The organism is Sphingomonas sp. P4_G2 (assembly GCF_056401155.1).
The window spans coordinates 19172-38604 of the sequence record NZ_JBFUJY010000004.1 but is presented as its reverse complement, the minus strand read 5'-3'; the positions used below and the strand labels follow the sequence as shown (position 1 = coordinate 38604).

16 protein-coding genes are annotated in these 19433 nt (G+C 65.5%); 13 read left to right on the top strand and 3 right to left on the bottom strand.

The genetic code is table 11. The annotated features are described in order from the left end of the window. Positions 1 to 98: 98 nt before the first annotated feature. The 9 genes from AC1DRD_RS12270 to trxA all read left to right on the top strand — a co-directional run bounded on the left by AC1DRD_RS12270 (position 99) and on the right by trxA (position 12178). The gene (locus AC1DRD_RS12270) at positions 99 to 2441 is read left to right on the top strand and encodes a PAS domain-containing sensor histidine kinase (RefSeq protein ID WP_478041581.1); all 2343 of its coding nucleotides are present in this window, start codon (positions 99 to 101) and stop codon (positions 2439 to 2441) included. A gap of 49 nt (positions 2442 to 2490) precedes the next feature. Then, positions 2491 to 2739, top strand: a complete 249-nt coding sequence (locus AC1DRD_RS12265) for a type II toxin-antitoxin system CcdA family antitoxin (RefSeq protein ID WP_478029056.1) — start codon at positions 2491 to 2493, stop codon at positions 2737 to 2739. Further along, positions 2739 to 3035: a CcdB family protein gene (locus AC1DRD_RS12260; RefSeq protein ID WP_478029055.1), complete on the top strand. Its 297-nt coding sequence runs from the start codon at positions 2739 to 2741 to the stop codon at positions 3033 to 3035. Before AC1DRD_RS12265 ends, AC1DRD_RS12260 begins: the two co-directional genes overlap by 1 nt. Then, on the top strand, positions 3035 to 3475 hold the full coding sequence (gene tsaE, locus AC1DRD_RS12255) for a tRNA (adenosine(37)-N6)-threonylcarbamoyltransferase complex ATPase subunit type 1 TsaE (RefSeq protein ID WP_478029054.1): 441 nt from the start codon (positions 3035 to 3037) through the stop codon (positions 3473 to 3475). The genes AC1DRD_RS12260 and tsaE overlap by 1 nt, the downstream gene beginning before the upstream one ends. After that, entirely contained in the window at positions 3472 to 4443 is a 972-nt protein-coding gene (locus tag AC1DRD_RS12250; protein ID WP_478029521.1) for an aminoglycoside phosphotransferase family protein, read from the top strand. Before tsaE ends, AC1DRD_RS12250 begins: the two co-directional genes overlap by 4 nt. Next, positions 4440 to 5201 (top strand): nucleotidyltransferase family protein, encoded by a 762-nt coding sequence (locus AC1DRD_RS12245; RefSeq protein WP_478029053.1) that lies wholly within the window; start codon positions 4440 to 4442, stop codon positions 5199 to 5201. Before AC1DRD_RS12250 ends, AC1DRD_RS12245 begins: the two co-directional genes overlap by 4 nt. Before the next feature lie 191 nt (positions 5202 to 5392). Then, positions 5393 to 8368: a double-strand break repair protein AddB gene (gene addB, locus AC1DRD_RS12240; protein WP_478041580.1), complete on the top strand. Its 2976-nt coding sequence runs from the start codon at positions 5393 to 5395 to the stop codon at positions 8366 to 8368. Continuing rightward, positions 8349 to 11771 carry a double-strand break repair helicase AddA gene (gene addA / locus AC1DRD_RS12235; RefSeq protein WP_478041579.1) on the top strand — a complete coding sequence of 1141 codons (3423 nt, stop codon included), beginning with the start codon at positions 8349 to 8351 and terminating at the stop codon, positions 11769 to 11771. Before addB ends, addA begins: the two co-directional genes overlap by 20 nt. 62 nt (positions 11772 to 11833) lie before the next feature. Beyond that, complete coding sequence (gene trxA / locus AC1DRD_RS12230; protein WP_478041578.1) at positions 11834 to 12178, top strand: thioredoxin; 345 nt, start codon at positions 11834 to 11836, stop codon at positions 12176 to 12178. Positions 12179 to 12446: 268 nt separating this feature from the next. Here trxA and AC1DRD_RS12225 read toward each other — a convergent pair whose 3' ends face one another. Further along, the gene (locus tag AC1DRD_RS12225; protein WP_478029049.1) at positions 12447 to 13058 is read right to left on the bottom strand and encodes a glutathione S-transferase family protein; all 612 of its coding nucleotides are present in this window, start codon (positions 13056 to 13058) and stop codon (positions 12447 to 12449) included. Between the two features lie 6 nt (positions 13059 to 13064). Beyond that, positions 13065 to 14291, bottom strand: coding sequence for a bifunctional glutamate N-acetyltransferase/amino-acid acetyltransferase ArgJ (gene argJ, locus AC1DRD_RS12220; protein ID WP_478041577.1), 1227 nt, complete (start codon positions 14289 to 14291; stop codon positions 13065 to 13067). A gap of 97 nt (positions 14292 to 14388) precedes the next feature. On the opposite strand from argJ, the gene AC1DRD_RS12215 reads away from it, so the two are divergent. The 4 genes from AC1DRD_RS12215 (at position 14389) to secA (ending at position 18502) form a co-directional block, all read left to right on the top strand. Then, positions 14389 to 14865, top strand: a complete 477-nt coding sequence (locus tag AC1DRD_RS12215) for an energy transducer TonB (RefSeq protein WP_478041576.1) — start codon at positions 14389 to 14391, stop codon at positions 14863 to 14865. Positions 14866 to 14888: 23 nt separating this feature from the next. Then, positions 14889 to 15257 carry an energy transducer TonB gene (locus AC1DRD_RS12210; protein ID WP_478041575.1) on the top strand — a complete coding sequence of 123 codons (369 nt, stop codon included), beginning with the start codon at positions 14889 to 14891 and terminating at the stop codon, positions 15255 to 15257. Between the two features lie 163 nt (positions 15258 to 15420). Then, positions 15421 to 15678: a hypothetical protein gene (locus AC1DRD_RS12205; protein WP_478041574.1), complete on the top strand. Its 258-nt coding sequence runs from the start codon at positions 15421 to 15423 to the stop codon at positions 15676 to 15678. A gap of 82 nt (positions 15679 to 15760) precedes the next feature. Continuing rightward, on the top strand, positions 15761 to 18502 hold the full coding sequence (gene secA, locus AC1DRD_RS12200) for a preprotein translocase subunit SecA (protein WP_478041573.1): 2742 nt from the start codon (positions 15761 to 15763) through the stop codon (positions 18500 to 18502). 208 nt (positions 18503 to 18710) lie between these two features. On the opposite strand, the gene AC1DRD_RS12195 is transcribed toward secA, so the two are convergent. Further along, positions 18711 to 19283, bottom strand: coding sequence for a CC0125/CC1285 family lipoprotein (locus tag AC1DRD_RS12195; RefSeq protein WP_478041572.1), 573 nt, complete (start codon positions 19281 to 19283; stop codon positions 18711 to 18713). Positions 19284 to 19433 lie beyond the last annotated feature (150 nt).

Here is a 19433-nt window from a genome sequence, read left to right as displayed (position 1 = left end):
TGTCGAATGCCTGCACTTCTCTCTACGAAGATGCAGGCGCTCGATGGGTGAAGCGCGAACGGGATTAGTTGACTGGTGATGATCGGGGGCCGTTTCTGATGGTGTCGACGACGACCCTCGGCCTTGTCGGGGCGGCTCTCGCTCTGGCGATCGTCGCGACGTGCTGGATCCTGTACACCGGATTGCGCGCCCGCGCCGCCGCCGCGGCGACGATGGCGGGCAATGACAAGCTGAACGCGCTATTGGCGTCTGCCCCGGCATTGGCGATGGTGGTGCGCGCCGATGGCCGGCTGGAAATGCCCGATCGGCTAGCCGACTGGCTCGGTCTGGCGCCCCCGCCCAAATATCTGGCGGAATTGGTGGCGCCAGGCACCGGTCTGACCAGCGAGGACGCGGTGCTGCTGGGCGATGCGGTCACCGCGGCGCAGAAGGCTGGCGAGCCATTCACGCTGACCATCCGCCCGCAAGGATCGACCCGCATGCTCGCGGTGCGCGGCCAGCGCGCGCCGCGCGAAGTGGGGTCGCCCGGCGGCGTGGTTGTCTGGTTCTTCGATTCGACCGAAAGCCAGGCGCAGATCGGCCAGTTGCGCGGCGAGGCCGCCGACCTGGGCCAGGCCTTCGCCGCGTTGCGCGGGCTGATCGAGGCTGCGCCACTGCCGATGTGGTACCGCGGACCCGACATGCGGCTGGCGATGGTCAATTCGGCCTATGTCCGCGCGGTCGAGGCGAGCGACGCCAAGGATGTCGTGGCGCGCCAGGTGGAGTTGATCGAGGGATCGGGAATCGGCGGTCCGCTGGCGAGCGCGCTCGTCGCCCGCGATACGGATCGCCCCAACGTCCAATCGATGCCCGCGACGATCGGTGGCGCACGGCGCATGCTCCGCATCCACGACGTGCCGCTGCCGACGCCGCCGGGTGGGGTGGCCGGTTTTGCCATCGATATCGAGGATCTCGAGCAAGCGCGCGGCGGGATGAAGCGATTCTCCGACGCCCAGCGCGCGATGCTCGATCGCCTTTCCGCCGGCGTCGCGCAATTCGCGGCGGACCGCAGCCTCGCTTTCTGCAACCAGTCGTTCCAGCGCATGTTCGCGATGCGCAGCGAATGGCTCGCCGACCGTCCCGAATTCGATCGCGTGCTCGAACGGATGCGCGAGGCGAACCGGCTTCCCGAGGTGCGCGATTTCCCCGGCTGGAAGGCGGAGCGCCGCGACTGGTTCCTGGCGGCGACCGGCGCGATCGAAGAGACCTGGACGCTGCCTGGCGGGGTGCACCTGCGGCTGGTCGGCAATCCGTTGCCCGACGGCGGGCTATTGCTGATTTTCGAGGATCGCACCGAGCAGGTCCAGCTTGCCAGCGCGCGCGATACCTTGCTCCGCGTCCGCACCGCGACGTTCGATAATCTGTTCGAGGCGCTGGGCGTGTTCGCGGGCGACGGCCGGTTGCAGATCTGGAACAACAAATTCCGCCAGCTGTGGGAATTCGACGAGGAGTTCCTGACCAGCCATCCCCGGATCGACGCGCTGGTCGAAAAGGGCGCCGCGCGGCTCGCGCAGCCAGGCCGGGCAAGCGTGATTGCCGAGATCGTGCGTTCGGCGGCGGTTGGCCGGCAACAGCGCGGCGGCCGCGTGGCGTTCGCCGACGGGCGCCATTTCGAATTCGCCGGCGTGCCACTCCCCGACGGCAACGCGCTATTCACGATGCTCGACATTTCCGACAGCCGGCACATCGAACAGGCGCTGCGCGATCGCAACGAGGCGCTGGAGGCGGCCGATCAGGTCAAGACCGCGTTCGTCGCGAACATGAGCTATGAATTGCGCACCCCGCTGACCTCGATCCAGGGCTTCGCCGAAATGCTCGGCGAGGGCTATGCCGGCAAGCTTACCAAACAAGCCGACGGCTATGTCGACGCGATCCTCGAATCGGTCGCGCGGCTGGCGGCGTTGGTCGACGACGTGCTCGATCTGACCGAGGCCGATCAGAACAAGATCGAACGCCTCAGCGTCGATCTGGAAACCACCGCCTACAACGCCGCGGAGACAATCGCGCCGATCGCCAAGCGCAAGAAAGTCGATTTCGCCATCGAGGTCGCGCCGTCGACCGGCATGGTGAAGGGCGATGCCAAGAAGTTGCGCCAGATGATCGAGCATCTACTGCGCCACGCGGTGGGCGGGATTGGCGAGGGCGGACGCGTGCTGCTCCACACCGATGGTGACGTGCGGACGGCGCGGATCGTTGTGTCGGACGATGGTCCGGGAATGACGCCGGACGCGATCGAGCATGCGTTCGATCGCTTTGGCGGACACCAGGCGCGCGATGACGACCGCGCGCTTGGGCTCGGCCTGCCGATCGCGCGGCAATTCGCCGAGGCGCATGGCGGCACGATCCAGTTATTGTCCGAACCCGGCGCGGGGGCAGTGCTGATCGTCGAGCTGCCGCGATAGCTTGCGTCGCGATTTCGATGCGCATAATCTATGCGCATAGGAGATTGTGATGGCGAGAGTGCGTGAAGATCGGGCGCCGTTCCGCCGGCCAACCAACGTGTCGCTCGACGCGCGCCTGGTTGAAGAGGCCAAGCAACTCGGCATCAACGTTTCCCGCGCGAGTGAGGAAGGTTTGGCGCGCGAAGTGAAGGCTGAGCGGGAACGCCGGTTCAAGGAAGAGAATGCCGAGGCTTTCGAGGAATATAACCGATTTATCGAGGAGAACGGCTTGCCGCTCGAACGGTATCGCACGTTCTGATGGCACGATTTGATGTGCATCGCGGTGAGGGCGGGCCGCTTCTGCTCGATTGCCAAACCGATTTGCTCGACGGGATCAACTCGCGGCTGATGGTCCCTTTGTATCGCGCAGACCGAGTCGAGCGAAAGATCCCGCGCCTCAATCCCGTCTTCAGCGTTGCCGGAAACGATATGGTCATGTTGACCCAATCGATGGGCGCGGTGCCAATCAAGCGGATTGGGGTGCGCGTCGATTCACTTACGGCTGAACAGGACGCAATCATGAACGCCATCGACATGCTGTTGAGCGGCTATTGATGCTGCTCGCCGATGCTGCCGCCAGCGAGGAATTCGGCGCCCTTCTCGCCGCTGCGGTCCGTCCCGGCGATGTCGTCACGCTATCCGGCTCTCTCGGCGCCGGTAAGACCAGTATCGCTCGTGGCCTGCTCGCGGCTTTGGGACTCGAAGAGGAAGCGCCGTCGCCGACCTTTGCGATCGTGCAGCCATATGCGCCACCCGAGACGCGGCTGCCGGTGATGCATGTCGACCTCTACCGGATCGAGCATGTCGACGAACTCGACGAACTCGGGCTGGACGAAGCGCGAGAGGACTCGGTCCTGCTGATCGAATGGCCCGAGCGTGCGCCCGGCCGATGGCCGGACGCCTTGGCATTGACCTTGGACTTCGCACCCGATGGCGGACGCCGCTTGACAGCAACCGTGCCCGCGGCATGGGAGGGGCGATGGCCCTTGACATGAATCCACCGGCGGGGACCGCCGATTTCCTTGCCAAACTGGGCTGGGGAGAGGGCGACGTGCTGCCGCTCGCCGGCGACGCCTCGTTCCGGCGCTATTTCCGCGTCGCCGACCACGGCCGCAGCGCGATCCTGATGGATGCGCCGCCACCGCATGAGGACCCGCGCCCGTTCATCCAAGTCGCGCAATGGCTGGTCGCGCGCGGTTTCCCCGCGCCGGTGATCTTCGGCACGGACCTTGAGCAGGGACTGGTGCTGATCGAGGATTTCGGTGACGCCCGGATGCGCGAGACGGTCGATGCCGCGCCGGAAAGCCTGTTGCGGATGTACGAGGCGGCGGTCGATATCCTGATCCGCTTGCGCGGGGAACCCGCCGGCCCGTGGCGTCCCTATGACCGCAAGGAATTGCAGCGCGAAGCCGATTTGCTGACCGAATGGTATTGCCCGGCAATCGGCGTGACGGTCGATACCGACGGCTACGCCAAAGCCTGGGGCGAGGTGTTCGACCATGCGCTGGCGGCCGAGCCGGTGACGGTGCTGCGCGATTATCATGCCGAGAATCTGATGCTGATCGGCGGCACCGAAGCGCTCGGCCTGCTCGATTTCCAGGACGCTTTGGCGGGCCATCCGGCCTATGATTTGGTGTCGCTGCTGCAGGACGCTCGCCGCGATGTCGAGCCCGAGATCGAGGCGGCGATGCTCGACCGCTATCGCCGCGTGACCGGTGCGGGCGACGATTTCGATGCGGCCTATCACATCCTCGGCGCGCAGCGGAACGCCAAGATCGTCGGCATCTTCACCCGGCTATGGCGGCGCGACGGCAAGCCGCGCTATCCGGCGATGTGCCCGCGCGTCTGGCGTTATCTGAACCGCGATCTTGATCACCCGGCACTGGCGCCGGTCAAGGCCTGGTTCGACGCCAATATCCCGGCCGACCTGCGCGGCGACCCGATGGAGATCGCCCGCGCATGACCGCGAAACGCACCTTGTCGCTGCGGCCCGATCCGGGCGGCACGGTTCCGGAAACCGCGATGGTGATGGCGGCGGGAATCGGCAAACGCATGCGTCCGCTCACCGCGACGCGACCCAAGCCGCTGATCCAGGTCGCCGGTCAGCCCTTGCTCGATCACGTATTCGACCGCCTCCGCGCGGCGGGGATCAAGCGTGCGGTGGTCAACGTCCATTATCTCGCCGATGCGCTCGAAGCGCACCTCAAGAACCGGGTGAAGGGCGTCGACATCATCGTCTCCGACGAGCGCGATCAGTTGATGGAAACCGGGGGCGGCATCGTCAAAGCGCGCGACCTGATCGGCGACAAGCCGTTCGTCGTCGCCAATGCCGACAATCTGTGGGTCGACGGACCGGCGGACACGATCAAGCTGCTCGCGTCGCGCTGGGACGACGAGGCGATGGACGCGCTGTTGCTGATGGTGCCGTTGGCGCGCGCGCATAATCATGGCGGCTTGGGCGATTTTCACCTCGACGCCAACGGCCGCATCACCGGGCGCCGCAAGCCTGGGAGGGTGGCGCCGTTCGTCTATACCGGCGTCCAGATCCTCTCGCCGCGCGTGATCCACGATTGGCCGGAAGGGCCGTTCTCGACCAACCTGTTCTGGAACCGCGCGATCGAGGCCGGGCGTGCTTACGGCTTCGTCCATCAGGGGTTGTGGTTCGACGTCGGCACGCCGCCGGCCATTGCCAAGACGGAAGCGCTTCTGATCGATGCTTAGGGTGCGGCCTTGCCGCTCAAGCTCGTGTCGTCATGCGGGCTTGTCCCGGCATCCAACGTGCACCAACGGCTGACTTCCCAGGAGGCGCGTTGGACCCCGGCACAAGGCCGGGGTAACGTTTGAATTATCAGGCGCAGGCGCGGCTATTTTACGGTCGGGGTATTCCCGGTTGTGATAGTTGATTGGCGATCATGAATTCGACCTCTCAACGCGGCCTCGCGCTTTATACGATTCCGGCACAGCGAGCCTTTGCCGATGCGCTCGTCGCTGGGCTGATGAAGCGCTTCGGCGACGATCCGATGCGGCTCGCGCGTGGCCTCGTCCTTCTTCCCAATAATCGCGGGCGGCGCGCGGTCCAGGACGCGTTCGTGCGTGCGAGCGGCGGTGGGCTGTTGTTGCCGCGACTAGTGACGATCGGCGATCCGGCGCTCGATGAAGCGGCGGGGGCGATGCTCGATCCGGCTGACGATCTCGAGCCTTTGCCGCCACCGGTCGATCCGCTGGCGCGACGGATGATCCTGGCGAGGTTGGTCAGCGAGGAGCGCGCCCGCCAAGGGGAGCCGGTCGCCGCCGACGAAGCCGTACGCCTGGCCGGAGCATTGGCGCGGACGCTTGACCAACTGCTGGTCGAGGAAGTCGCGGCGACGAAACTCGCCGAGCTCGACGTCGGGCGCGAATTGACCAGCCATTGGGAGCGCGCGCTCGAGCTGTTCCGTATCGTGATCGATCGGTGGCCGGCGGAGCTGGCGCGGCTGGGCGCGATGGACGCAGCAACGCGCCGTGCGATCATGCTGCGTCGGTTGGCGGCGCGCTGGAAGGAGATGCCGCCCGCGGGTTTCGTCTGTGCAGCGGGGATCACCGATCCGGCGCCGGCAGTGGCGGCCTTGTTGCGCCGTGTCGCGGAGCTCGACCAAGGCTTGGTCGTGTTCCAGGACCTCGCCACTGCGATGCCGGCCGAGGAATGGGACGCGCTTGGGCCGCACGAGGCAGATGCCAGCTGCTTCAAGGCGCGCTCGATCGAGACCCACCCGCAATTTCAGCTGAAGCTGTTGCTCGAACGGATGAGCGCGGGACGCGGCGAGGTGCGCGCTTGGCGCGAGGGAAGCGATCACGATGCCTCGGCGGCGCGCGGCAAGGCGATCGCCAACGCCTTCGCGCCTGCTGATTTCACCGGCAAGTGGACCGATTTGGAAGCGCCCGACCGGCGATTGACCGGGATTCGCGCGGTCGAGCTGGCAACCCCAGCCGATGAGGCGCAGGCGATTGCGCTGGCATTGCGCGGCGCGCTGGAAGTCGAGGGGCGTACCGCTGCCCTGGTCACGCCCGACCGCACGCTGGCCGAGCGCGTCGCGGCCCATTGCGCGCGTTGGGGGATCGATGTCGACGATACTGCCGGCCGTCCGCTCGCGACGCGCGCGCCAGGCACACTGCTGACGATGCTGGCCGAGGCTGCGGCACAGGACTTCGCGCCGCTCGCATTGCTGGCGCTGCTCAAGCACCCGCTCGTCCAGAGCGGGGAGCCGCGGACCTTGTGGCTCGACGGCGTCCGCGCGCTCGACCGTGCGTTGCGCGGGCCCCGCCCGGCTCCGGGGCTCGCGGGCATCGATTCGCATCTGCTCGACGGCGACGAGCGCGAGGCGTCGATCCGCGCGGCGGCGCGCCAGGTCTGGCCGGAAATGCGCGGATTGCTCGAACCGCTGGCGCACTGCTTCGGCAATGGCGAGCAACCGCTGGCGGCGATGATTGCGACGTTGCGCGAGACGGCCGAAGCCCTGTGCGGTTTCGCGGTATGGGCTGGACCGGCGGGTCGCGCGGCGGCTGAACTGCTCGCCGATCTCGAACTACGCGCGGCGGACGGGCCGGCCTTGGTCGACCCGGCCAGCGTCGCGCCACTGCTGCGCACCTTGATGGAGGAAGTCGCGGTTCGTCCTCCCCAGGGCGGCCATCCGCGCCTGGCGATCTATGGCCTGATCGAGGCGCGGTTGCAGACCGCCGACTTGACCATCCTGGGAAGCCTTAATGAAGGTACCTGGCCGGCGATCGCTGCACCCGATCCGTGGCTGGCGCCGCGCATCCGGGCTGAACTGGGGCTGCCCGGGCTCGATCGCGGCGTCGGCGTCGCGGCGCACGATTTCGCCAATGCCCTGGGCGCACCGGAAGTGCTGATCACGCGTGCGCGCCGCGACGGGCGGTCGCCGACGCTGGCTTCGCGCTTCTGGCTGCGGCTGGAAGCCCTGGCGGGGGATCGCTTCATTCGCGATCCCGATCTTGCGGCATGGGCCGCGTCGATCGACAATCCGGGCGTGCACGAGCCGGCGTCGCGGCCCGAGCCGTCGCCCGCAATCGAGGACCGGCCGCGCCAGATCTCGGTGACCGAAGTCGACCGGCTCAAGGCCGACCCGTACGCCTTTTACGCGCGCCGGATGCTGCGGCTGGGCGCGATCGACCCGGTCGATGCGGAGCCGAGCGCGGCTTGGCGTGGCAATCAGGTCCATGCGATCCTGGAAACCTGGTTTCGCGAGGACGGCGCCAATCCCGAAACCTTGCGCCCGCGCGCCGAGGCCTTGCTGGGCGATGTGCGCACGCATCCGATGATCCGCGCGTTATGGGGGCCGCGGTTGATCGAGGCGGTCGACTGGATCGCGCACGAAGTGTCCGATCGCGCGGGTGAACGGAGCATCCTGGCGGTTGAAGGCAAAGGAACGTTGCAACTCGCCGGCGTCGAATTGTCGGGCCGGTTCGACCGAATCGATCGTCTCAATGACGGCGGGCTGGTAGTGGTCGACTATAAGACTGGGCAGCCGCCTTCGACCGCGGCAGTGCGGGCGGGGTTCAGCCTGCAACTCGGCTTGCTCGGGATGATCGCCGAGGCGGGCAAGTTCGCCGGGGTTGCGGGAAAGGCGGAAGGGTTCGAATATTGGTCGCTCGCGCGCAACCGCGTCGGCGGGTTCGGCTATGTCGATTCGCCGTGTGACCCCAAGAAAAAAGACCCGATCCCGGCCGATGAATTCGTCGATGAGGCGCGACGCAATTTCACCGAGGCGGCGGAGACGTGGCTGACCGGAGCGGCGCCGTTTACCGCCAAGTTGAAGCCGGAATATGCGCCGTTCGGCGATTACGACCAGTTGATGCGCCGCGACGAATGGTATGGCCGTGAGCGGCGCTGACTCCATCCTGCCACGGCTCGTCGACGAGCAGGCGCGCGCGAGCGATCCGTCGTCGCACGTCTGGCTGGCTGCCTCGGCGGGCACCGGCAAGACTCAGGTGCTGGCGGCGCGTGTCTATCGGTTGCTACTCGGGGGTACCGATCCCGGCGCGATCCTGTGTCTGACCTTCACCAAAGCGGGCGCCGCGGAAATGGCGGGGCGGATCAACCAACGCCTCGCGCGCTGGGTGCGCGCGTCCGAGGCCGATATCCGCGCCGACCTTGCCTCGCTGGGCGAGCGCGCCAACCCGGCGCTGATCGCGCGGGCGCGAACGCTATTCGCCAAGGTGCTTGATGCACCGGGCGGGGGGCTGCGGATCCAGACGATCCATGGCTTCTGTCAGTCGCTGCTCGCCGCTTTTCCAGTCGAAGCGGGTCTCACCCCGGGTTTCCGTCCACTCGAAGCCCGCGAGGAATCGGCACTGGCGCGCGAGACGCTGGCGCAATTGCTGGTCGATGCCGAGCGCGAGGGGCGCGACGGCGCGGTGCGCGCTGTCGGCGCGCTGAGCCTGCGGCTTGGCGAGGAAGGGGCAGAAGCTTTCCTGCGCGCTTGTGCCCGCGCGCCGGCGGCAATGGCGGCGTTGCCGATGGGGGAGGGGGTCGGCCCCTATGTCCGCCGCGCCTTGATCGGCGTCGACGATGTCGAGGCGGCGATCACTGATGGCTGCGCTCAACTGGATGACGACCTGCTCGAAGGCGTGCGCGACTTCAATCTGGCGTGGGGCACCAAGAATGGACTGGCCCGTGCCGACATCATCACCGCATGGCTGGCGAGAAGCCCCGAGCAGCGGGCGGCGACGCTCGACCAATTGCACAGCGTCTGGGCGCGGCAGGACGGTGAATTGCGGTCGTTTGCCAAAGGGCAGGCGCCGCAGGACGAGGATTATGCCCCGATCGCTTCCGACTTCCATGAGCAGGTCTCACGCCTGATCCAGATGCGCCATCTGGCGGACTATGCCGATCTGCTCGCTGCCGGCCTCGCCGTCGGGCGCGATTATGCCTTCGCCTATCGCGCCGCCAAGCGCCGGATCGGCGCGGTCGATTTCGACGATCTGATCGACGCCGCGGTCGCATTGCTGCGGCAAGAGGGGATGGGCGATTGGGTCCGCTTCAAACTCGACCAGGCGACCGATCACGTCTTGATCGATGAGGCCCAGGACACCAATTTGCGCCAATGGGAGATCGTCGACGCGATCGCGAGTGACTTCTTCGCCGGTCTGGGAAGCCGCGGCGACCGGCGGCGGACATTGTTCACCGTCGGCGACTATAAACAGGCGATCTTCGGCTTTCAGGGCACCGACCCGCTCAATTTCCGCTGGGCCGAACGGCATTTCCGCGACCTTGCCGAGGTGACGAGCGATATCCGCGAGATCGAGCCGACGCCGTTCGAGCAATTGGCGTTGACCTCGTCCTTCCGCTCGACCCAGCCGATCCTCGATTTCGTCGACGCGGCGATCGGCGTGCTGCCCGGCGGCGGCCTCGGGGTCGACGACAACCAGCGGCATGCCAGCAAGGTCGAGGGGCCGGGTCAGGTCAATCTCTGGGCACCGACCCTGGCCGGCGAAGAGGATGAAGGCGAGGAGGGCTGGATCACCGATGCGGTGCGCGCGCATGCGACGCGGATCGCCGCGCAGGTCAGGGCATGGCTCGATCCCAAGAATCCGATGATCCTCGAGAGCAAGGGGCGGCCGCTGCGCCCCGAGGATGTGATGATCCTGGTCAAACGGCGCGGCGAACTCGCCTCGCTGATCGTCGCGCGGCTCTATGCCGAGGGCGTACCGGTGGCGGGCGTCGACCGCTTGCGGCTGACCGCGCCGCTGGCGGTGCAGGATCTGCTCGCGGCGATCCGCTTCGTACTCCAGCCTCAGGACGATCTTGCCCTCGCCAGCCTGCTGGTGTCGCCGTTAATCGGCTGGAGCCAGGACGAGTTGATGCGCGCGGCAATGAAGCGCCGCGGCGGCTTATGGGCGCACCTCCAGGCTACGCAACCAACCGAGCGGATCGCGCCGCTCAGCGCAATGCTGCGACGCGCGGATTTCACCACGCCCTATGTCTTCCTCGAGGAGATGCTGACCGGGCCGCTCGACGGGCGGCGCAAGCTGATCCGGCGATTGGGGCAGGAAGCACGCGACCCGATCGACGAATTGCTCAATGCCGCGCTCGAGTTCGAACGCGTCGCGATCCCCTCGTTGCAACGCTTCCTCGACTGGTTCGACCGCGGCGATGTCGAGATCGTTCGCGATCCGTCGCAGCCGCTCGACGCGGTTCGGGTGATGACCGCGCATGGCGCCAAGGGATTGCAGGCACCGCTGGTGATCCTGGCCGACGCCACCGCCGATCCGGAGGCGCGGCCGCGTTCGACGCTTGATTGGCAGGCAGATCAGGATACCAAACTGCCCGTCTTCCGCCCACGCAAGGAGCAACGGTCGGGAGTATTGGCCGAGGCGATCACGACCGCCGACGCGCGCGAACTCGCTGAGCATTGGCGATTATTCTATGTCGCCGCGACGCGCGCCGAGGAAAGATTGGAGATAGCGGGATCTTTGGGGCCGCGGGCGAAAGGCGTGCCGTCCGAGAATAGTTGGTATGCGGCGGCGGAAGCGGCGCTCACGGCGTTGGGCACGGCGCAGCGCGAGGAGGGGCCACGCCGCTCGTTCGCCGGCCACGATCCGCAGCCGCCGGTGCGGCCGCGACCGGCACGGAACGCCGAGGCGCAGACCGTCGCTTTGCCCGATTGGGCATTCCAGCCCGCCCCGAAGGAGGCGCGGCCGCCACGGCCGCTCGCGCCTTCGTCGGTCGGCGAGGACGATGTGTCCGATCCTCCACCCTCCGCGGCGATGCGGACGGCGGCCGAGCGCGGCCGGTTGATCCACGCTCTGTTCGAGCGATTGCCGGCCCTGGCGCCGGATCGCCGCGCGGCAGCGGCCGATCGCTGGCTGTCGGCCGTGGGCCTGGTCGCCGATGCCGGGCTTAGGAGCGAGCTGATCGCGACGGTATCGGCAGTGCTCGACGATCCCGCGCACGGTGATCTGTTCGGGCCGAATTCGCTAGGGGAGGCACCGATCTCGGCGGTCGTGCCCGGCGGCTATGTCATCGCGGGAACCGTCGACCGCTTGCTGGTCGAGCCCGACCGCGTCCGCGCGATCGATTTCAAGACCGGGCGACGCGTGCCGCTGGGGCTCGACGAAGTGCCGCTATTCCACCTGCGCCAGATGGCGGCCTATGCCGAAGCCTTGCGGGTGATCTTCCCGGGGCGGCGGATCGAGGCGGCGTTGCTCTACACGGCCGCGCCGCGCCTGTTCGATCTGCCCGAAGACGTGCTCGCTCCTCACAAGCCGGGCTTTGCCGCGATGGAGCAAAGCTAGGGCCAGAGCCGTTGAGCAAGTGCCTCGCCGCGCCTACATTCGGGGTCAAAGGAGATTCTCTCATGGCAACCAAACATATCAGCGACGACAGTTTCCAGGCGGATGTGCTCGATTCCGACAAGCCGGTGCTGGTCGATTTCTGGGCGGAATGGTGCGGGCCGTGCAAGATGATCGGGCCGAGCCTCGAGGAAATCTCGGAAGAGCTGGGCGAGCAGGTGACGATCGCCAAGCTCAATATCGACGATCATCCCGATGCGCCCGCGCGTTATGGCGTGCGCGGCATCCCGACGATGATCCTGTTCAAGGGCGGTAGCCCGGCAGCGACCAAGATCGGCGCCGAACCCAAAGGTCGGATCAAGGCGTGGCTCGAGGGTGAACTGGGAACAGCGGCCAGTTCGGTCGCCTGAGTTCGAAATCGAGATGAACAAAAGGCCGCATCCTGTTGGGTGCGGCCCTTTTTTTAGCCCTCTCCCGCGTGCGGGTGCACCGGGTCGGTCATGCCCCCGGCATGACCTGAACAGCGCGGGGCGCTGTTCACCCGGTGCAGGTTGGGTGAGGGTCTTCTTTCTTCTTCCATGCAGATAAAACGACAAAAGAAGTAAGAAGACCCTCACCCTCCCACCGCCTTTGGCGGCGGGCCCCGCCCTCTCCCGCAAGCGGGAGAGGGATCGCGTTCTACGTCAGCGGGATCATCACCTGGCTGGCATAGCCGGGGCGCGATTGCAGGCGGCGGTACCAATCGGCGACATTAGGCAGATCGGGTCGCTCGATGTCGAGCGTGAACCAGGTATAGGCGTAAACGCCCATAGGCACGTCGCCGACGCCGAAATCGTCGCCTGATAGCCAGGGTGTTTCGGCGAGGTACCGGTCGAGGATCGCCATCCGCTCGCCGCAACGCTGCGCCGAGCGGGCGACGGCCGCCATATCGCGTTTGTCGGGCACGACGCGCACCAGGTTGACGAACGCGTCGAGTTGCACCGGCGCATAGCCATTCTGCCACTCCATCCAGCGGTCGCCGAGCGCGCGCAATTGCGGCTCGTCAGGCCACCAGCGCACGCCGCCATGGTGGGCAGCGAGGTAGCGCAGGATCGCGTTCGATTCCCACAGGATGAAGCCGTCATCGTCGATCGTCGGGATCAGCGCATTGGGGTTCATCGCCAGATAGGCGTCGCTCATGCCGAACTGACCGCCGATATCGTGGCGGACATAGGAGAGTCCCAGTTCTTCGGCGAACCAGGCGACTTTCTTGACGTTGTGCGAGTTGAGCCGGCCCCAGATCGTCAGCATCGTGTTTCAGCTCCGGTAATCGGCGTTGATCGAGATATAGCCGTGGGTCAGGTCGCAGGTCCAAACCGTGGCGCGGCCGTCACCCAATCCCAGATCGACGCCGATATCGATCTCGCGGCCCTTGAGGTGCGCGGCGACCGGCGCTTCGTCATATCCCTCGACCGCGAGGCCATTGAGTGCCACCTGGGTCTCACCGAAGCGGATCGCCACGCGGTCACGCTCGGCGGGCTCGCCGGCCTTGCCCACCGCCATGACGACGCGGCCCCAATTGGCGTCCTCGCCAGCGATGGCGGTCTTGACCAAAGGCGAGTTGGCGATGCTCATGCCGATACGATGCGCGCTGGCGTCGCTTTCGGCGCCGGTCACCTCGACCGCGATGAACTTGGTCGCGCCTTCGCCGTCGCGCACGACAAGGTGCGCCAATTGCAGGCAAAGATCGTTGAGCGCCGCGGCAAAGGCGTCGGCGCCGGGATCGTCGTCATGCGCGATCGCGACATTACCCGCAGCGCCGGTCGCGAAGGCGAGTACGGTGTCGCTGGTCGAGGTGTCGCTATCGACCGTGATGCACGAGAAGCTGCGCGTATTGGCACGCGCGAGTGCCGCCTGCAGCCAGGCGGGATCGACTGCTGCGTCGGTGAAGATGAATCCCAGCATCGTCGCCATGTCGGGCGCGATCATGCCCGATCCCTTGATGATCCCGACCAGGCTGACCGGCTTGCTGTCGACCACTGCGCGCGTCACCACCGCCTTGGGGAAGGTGTCGGTGGTCATGATCGTTGCGGCCGCCTCTTCCCAACTGCAAGGCTCGGCAGCGAAGGCGGCGGCGAGTCCGGCTTCTGCCTTGTCGAGTGGCAACGGCACCCCAATCACGCCGGTCGAGGCGACGAACACGTCCGACGGCTGGCAATCGAGATGCCGCGCGACAGCGGCGACGAGCCCTTCGACCGCGTGGCGGCCACGATCGCCGGTAAAGGCATTCGAATTGCCGGCGTTGACGACCAGCGCGCGCGCGCGGCCCAGGACGAGCGCGGCGCGGCACCAATCTACCTCGGGCGAAGCGCAACGGCTCTTGGTCAGCACGCCCGCTACCGCGGTGCCGGGCGCCAGCTCGACATAGGTCAGGTCGCAACGGTCCCAGGTCTTGTACTGTGCCTTGGCGACGCGGCGAGTCATGCCGGCAATGTCCGGCAGATCGGGAAAGGCGGTGGGGGCGAGGGGGGAGCGGTCGGTCATGGCGGCTCTCATAGAGCCGTGTGCCGGACAGGCAAAGGCGGCGGTGACAAGTCGGGTCGGGTTGGGCTAGCGTGACGCCAATTGGGGAGAAAAAAACATGCGTATTGCCATCGTTCTGGCATTGGCCGCCTTTGCGTTTCCGGGCGTCGCTCAGGCGCAGGATGACGACGAGCCGATCCCGACCGCGAAGCCGATCGGCAGTCCGGGCAGCTGGATTCCCCAGGATGGCTACCCGCCGGCGGCGCGCGCGAGTGGAGAGCAGGGGCGCGTCAGCTTCACCCTCTCTATCGACGACACCGGACGCGTGACCGATTGCAAGGTCATCAAGAGCTCCGAATCGCCGCTGCTCGATGAGACGACGTGCAATTTCATGACCGCCAATGGCCGGTTCGAAGTGGCGCGCAACAAGAAGAACAAGCCGACGCCGAGCAAGTGGAGCTCGTCGATGATGTGGAAACTGGAGACGCCGCCGCCCGAACCGGTGCCCCCCTCCAGCGCCGCGCCCATCGCCGGATCGACGCCGCCACCGTTGCCAGCATCCAAGACGCCGATCACCCAACCGAAAAAACGATGAGCCTGCTTTGAGAGGAAAAACCCATGCTGGCACAAGGTTGGTTGCTGATCGTCGCTGGAAGCGCGCTGTTGCCGTTGCCGGCAGCGGCTGCTCCCGATGACAAGTCCAGCCCTGTAACGCCGTTGGAAAACCCCGGAACTTGGCTCCACGCCGACGAGGTTCCCTTGAGCGCACGAAAAGAAAGTGGCTCGCTCGCCGTCAGGCTCGATGTCGACCCGTCAGGCAGAGTTTCCGGCTGCACGATCGTCGAGAGCAACGCACCGGCTGTTCTCAACGACGCTGCATGTGCCATGTTCGCGCGCCATGGCCGGTTCAAGCCCGCCCGAGATGAAACGGGTAAGGCGATTGGATCAAACTACACGATACCGGGTATCCACTTCACCCCGGACTGAGGAGGGACTAACGGTGGAGAGCTGCCCCCAACGTCCCGTTGGCGTCCTGCCTTCTTACGCCGGTAATGAAGCGGTCGACCGACAAAGTAACGAGTATTTGATAGACCTTTGCCAGACGCGACCCTATGTCACCGTGCGTCACAATCGATGAAGTAGCGCTCGTTTGAACCTGATCCTGCTCCTGTCTGCCTTGCTGTCCGCCTTGAGCGGCACAGGCGGCGCGCGTGCGGCACAGGTGCCGACCACGCTCAGCAGCGCGGTGGTGGCGACGGCGGTCAAGGCCACCGCCGAGGTGCGGCGCCAAATTGCCGCCCGACCGATCCAGGCGATTGCCGGCCCGGCCCATGCGGTGATTTCGGCGCTGCCGGCCTTCGCCTTTTCGGACGCGATCCCCGTTTTTGCGAGCCGCCGGCGCGAATAGCGCCGCGCCGTCACGTCCTTTTTCAATCCGATCAGCGCGGCCCGTGCGGCTCGCGCGCACCTATATATAACAGGAAATCATCATGCTCGGCGGACTCGCCAAATCCATTTTCGGGTCGTCCAACGACCGGTACGTCAAATCGCTCGGCGGCATCGTCAACACGATCGCGAGCTTTGAGCCCGCGCTCCAGGCGATGGACGACGCGACGCTTGCCAACCAGACCGTGCTGTTCCGTGAACGCCTGGCCAATGGCGAGAAGCTCGACGACCTCTTGCCCGAGGCCTTCGCGACGGTGCGCGAGGCCGCCAGCCGGGTGCTCGGCCAGCGCCATTACGATGTTCAGATGGTCGGTGGTATCGTCCTCCATCGCGGCGAGATCGCCGAGATGCGGACGGGTGAGGGCAAGACGCTGGTGGCGACGCTGGCGGTGTATCTCAACGCGCTGCCGGGCACCGGCGTCCATGTCATCACGGTCAACGACTATCTCGCCAAGCGCGACGCCGAGTGGATGGGGCAGGTGTACACGTTCCTGGGCCTGACGGTCGGGGTGATCATCCCCAATTTGACCGACCATCAGCGCAAGGAAGCCTACGCCGCCGACATCACCTACGGCACCAACAACGAATTCGGCTTCGACTATCTGCGCGACAACATGAAATATGAGCGCGATCAGATGGTCCAGCGTCCATTCTCGATGGCGATCGTCGACGAGGTCGATTCGGTGCTGATCGACGAGGCGCGCACGCCGCTGATCATCTCCGGCCCGACCGACGACAAGTCCGAGCTCTACAAGAGCGTCGATGCAGTGGTGAAGCAGCTCGCGCCCGACCTGTACGAAAAGGACGAGAAGCAGAAGTCGATCATCCTGACCGAGGAGGGTACCGAGACGGTCGAGCGGATGCTCGAGACCGCCGGGTTGCTCGAAGGCACCAACCTCTACGATTTCGAGAATACCCAGGTGGTCCACCACCTGAACCAGTCGCTGCGCGCCAACATGATGTTCAAGCGTGACATCGATTACATCGTCAAGGACGGCAAGGTCATCATCATCGACGAGTTCACCGGTCGCATGATGGACGGCCGGCGCTGGTCGGACGGCCTGCACCAGGCGGTCGAGGCCAAGGAAGGGGTCGAGATCGAGCCCGAGAACCAGACGATGGCGTCGATCACCTTCCAGAATTATTTCCGCATGTATCCCAAGCTGTCGGGCATGACCGGCACCGCGGCGACCGAGGCGGCGGAATTCTACGACATCTACAAGATGAACGTCGTGTCGATCCCGACCAATGTACCGGTGCGGCGCATCGATGAGGAAGACACGTTCTACAAGGATATCCAGGACAAGTTCCGCGGTATCGCCAAGGCGATCAAGGTCCAGGCTGAGTTGGGCCAGCCCGTGCTGGTCGGCACGGTGTCGATCGAAAAATCCGAAATGCTGTCCGAATTCCTTCATGAGGAAAAGGTCGAGCACAAGGTGCTGAACGCGCGCTATCACGAAATGGAAGCGCATATCGTCGCGCAGGCGGGCCGCAAGGGCGCGGTCACGATCGCGACCAACATGGCCGGCCGCGGCACCGACATCCAGCTCGGCGGCAACCTCGATTTCCGGATCGCGGATGAATTGAGCGACATGCCCGAAGGGCCCGAGCGCGATGCCGCGATCGAGCGCATTCGTCAGGAGATCGCGGTCGAGAAGCAGGAAGTGCTGGCGGCGGGCGGCTTGTTCGTGCTCGGCACCGAGCGGCACGAGAGCCGGCGCATCGACAACCAGCTGCGCGGCCGTTCGGGCCGTCAGGGTGACCCCGGCCTGTCGCGTTTCTACCTCAGTCTCGACGATGATCTGCTGCGCATCTTCGGGCCGAACACGTTGTTCGCCAAGATGATGCGGTCGAGCCTGGAGGATGGCGAGGCATTGCCGCCGTCGCGCTGGATGTCGAAGGCGATCGAGACCGCGCAGAAGAAGGTCGAGGCGCGCAACTACGACGTCCGCAAGCAGGTCGTCGAATATGACGACGTCATGAACGACCAGCGCAAGGTCATTTACGAGCAGCGCAACGACATCATGGACGCCGAAACCGTCGGTGACGTGGTGGTCGACATGCGGACCGAGACGATCAATACGATCGTCAGCGACCATTGCCCGCCCAATTCCTATCCCGAGCAATGGAATGTCGAAGGGATGAAGGCCAAAGTCTCCGAGATGCTGGGGATCGAGCCGCCGATCGACGACTGGCTCAAGGAAGAAGCGGTCGATGTCGAGATGGTCGAGGAGCGGCTGAACGAGGCGGCGTCGGCTTTGGTCGACGCCAAGGCGGCCGAGATCGAGCCCGAAACCTGGACGACGATCGAAAAGTCGATCCTGATCCAGAATCTCGACCATCACTGGAAAGAGCATCTCGCGACGCTCGACGCGTTGCGCCAGGTCATCCATCTCCGCGCATACGCGCAGAAGACACCGATCAACGAATATAAGCAGGAAGCGTTCGCGCTGTTCGAGCGCATGCTGGGATCGATCCGCGAGGATGTGACCAAGGTGCTGGCGACCGCCGAATTCCGCTTCCAGCCGCCGCCCGAGCTTCCCGAGCTGCCCGACTTCATCACCCAGCATTTCGACCCGTTCTCGGGCGATGACGACAGCGCAGATATCGATGGCGGCTCGCGTGCGCTGGGCGATCTCGGCCTGCCGCCGCTGTCGATCGTTCGGCCCGAACAGCCCGATTTGGGCGAGGATCCGAAGGATTGGGAAGGCAAGGTCAGCCGCAACGCACCGTGCCCGTGCGGCTCCGGGCTCAAGTACAAACACTGCCACGGCCAGATCGCGTAGCTGTATAGCCCTCTCCCGCTCGCGGGAGAGGGTTGGGTGAGGGTCTCCTTTCTTCTTCCAGGCGTGTGCCAAGCAGAAGAAAGAAGACCCTCACCCTCCCACCGCTTCGCGGCGGGTCCCTCCCTCTCCCGCAAGCGAGAGAGGGTAGAGCAAACAAAAAAGGCCGGGGATCTCTCCCCGGCCTTTCATTTTAGCCCAATTGCCCAGCCTATTTCGGCATGACGATCGTCGGCCCGATATTGGCGATCACCGACTTGGCATCGAACGCGCGGACATTGCCCGCAGGCTTGGTACCCTTGCCCATCACAATCTCGGCAATGGCCTCGTACTTCTCGACCGTATTCACGTCGATATTGCGGTCGAAGAAGGGATCGCCCCAGAACGGGTCCCAGCTCCGCCAGCCGAAGCCGCGGCCATAATAGCGCCAGCGCGGGCCCCATAGCCCGCCGCCATAGGGACCGCCAAAGTCGTTGACATAGGTCCGCGTCTTCTTGTCGGTGTCGCGATCGGCCATGACGAAATAATCATAACCCTGCTGTTCGGTCAGCTCCGCCGCGCGGAACAGTAGATAACGCTCGACCGTGTCGCGCGAGGTCATGGTATTGCCGGAAAAGGTAACCTGGAAGCGGTTCGCTTCGATCTGGCGATCGCTATAACCTTCGCGCGAGAAGCCGGCGCCGGTCGCCGGGCGGTAGGTGGTTTCGGTCATGCAGCCCGCGAGCATCAACGATGTCGCGGCGACTGCGCCCATCAGGGCAACGCGACCTAAGGAAGACGTCATTTTCAAATCTCCGTTCACCGGGAGGAAGCAACGCTCCATCCTACCCCGCCCTCTTGGAACGCAGAATGAACGGATTTTGCTCCATATGCCAGCGGCGTAACGATCGGTTGGTCGCATCTCCTTCGATCGGCTGACGGAATGAACCTGCAG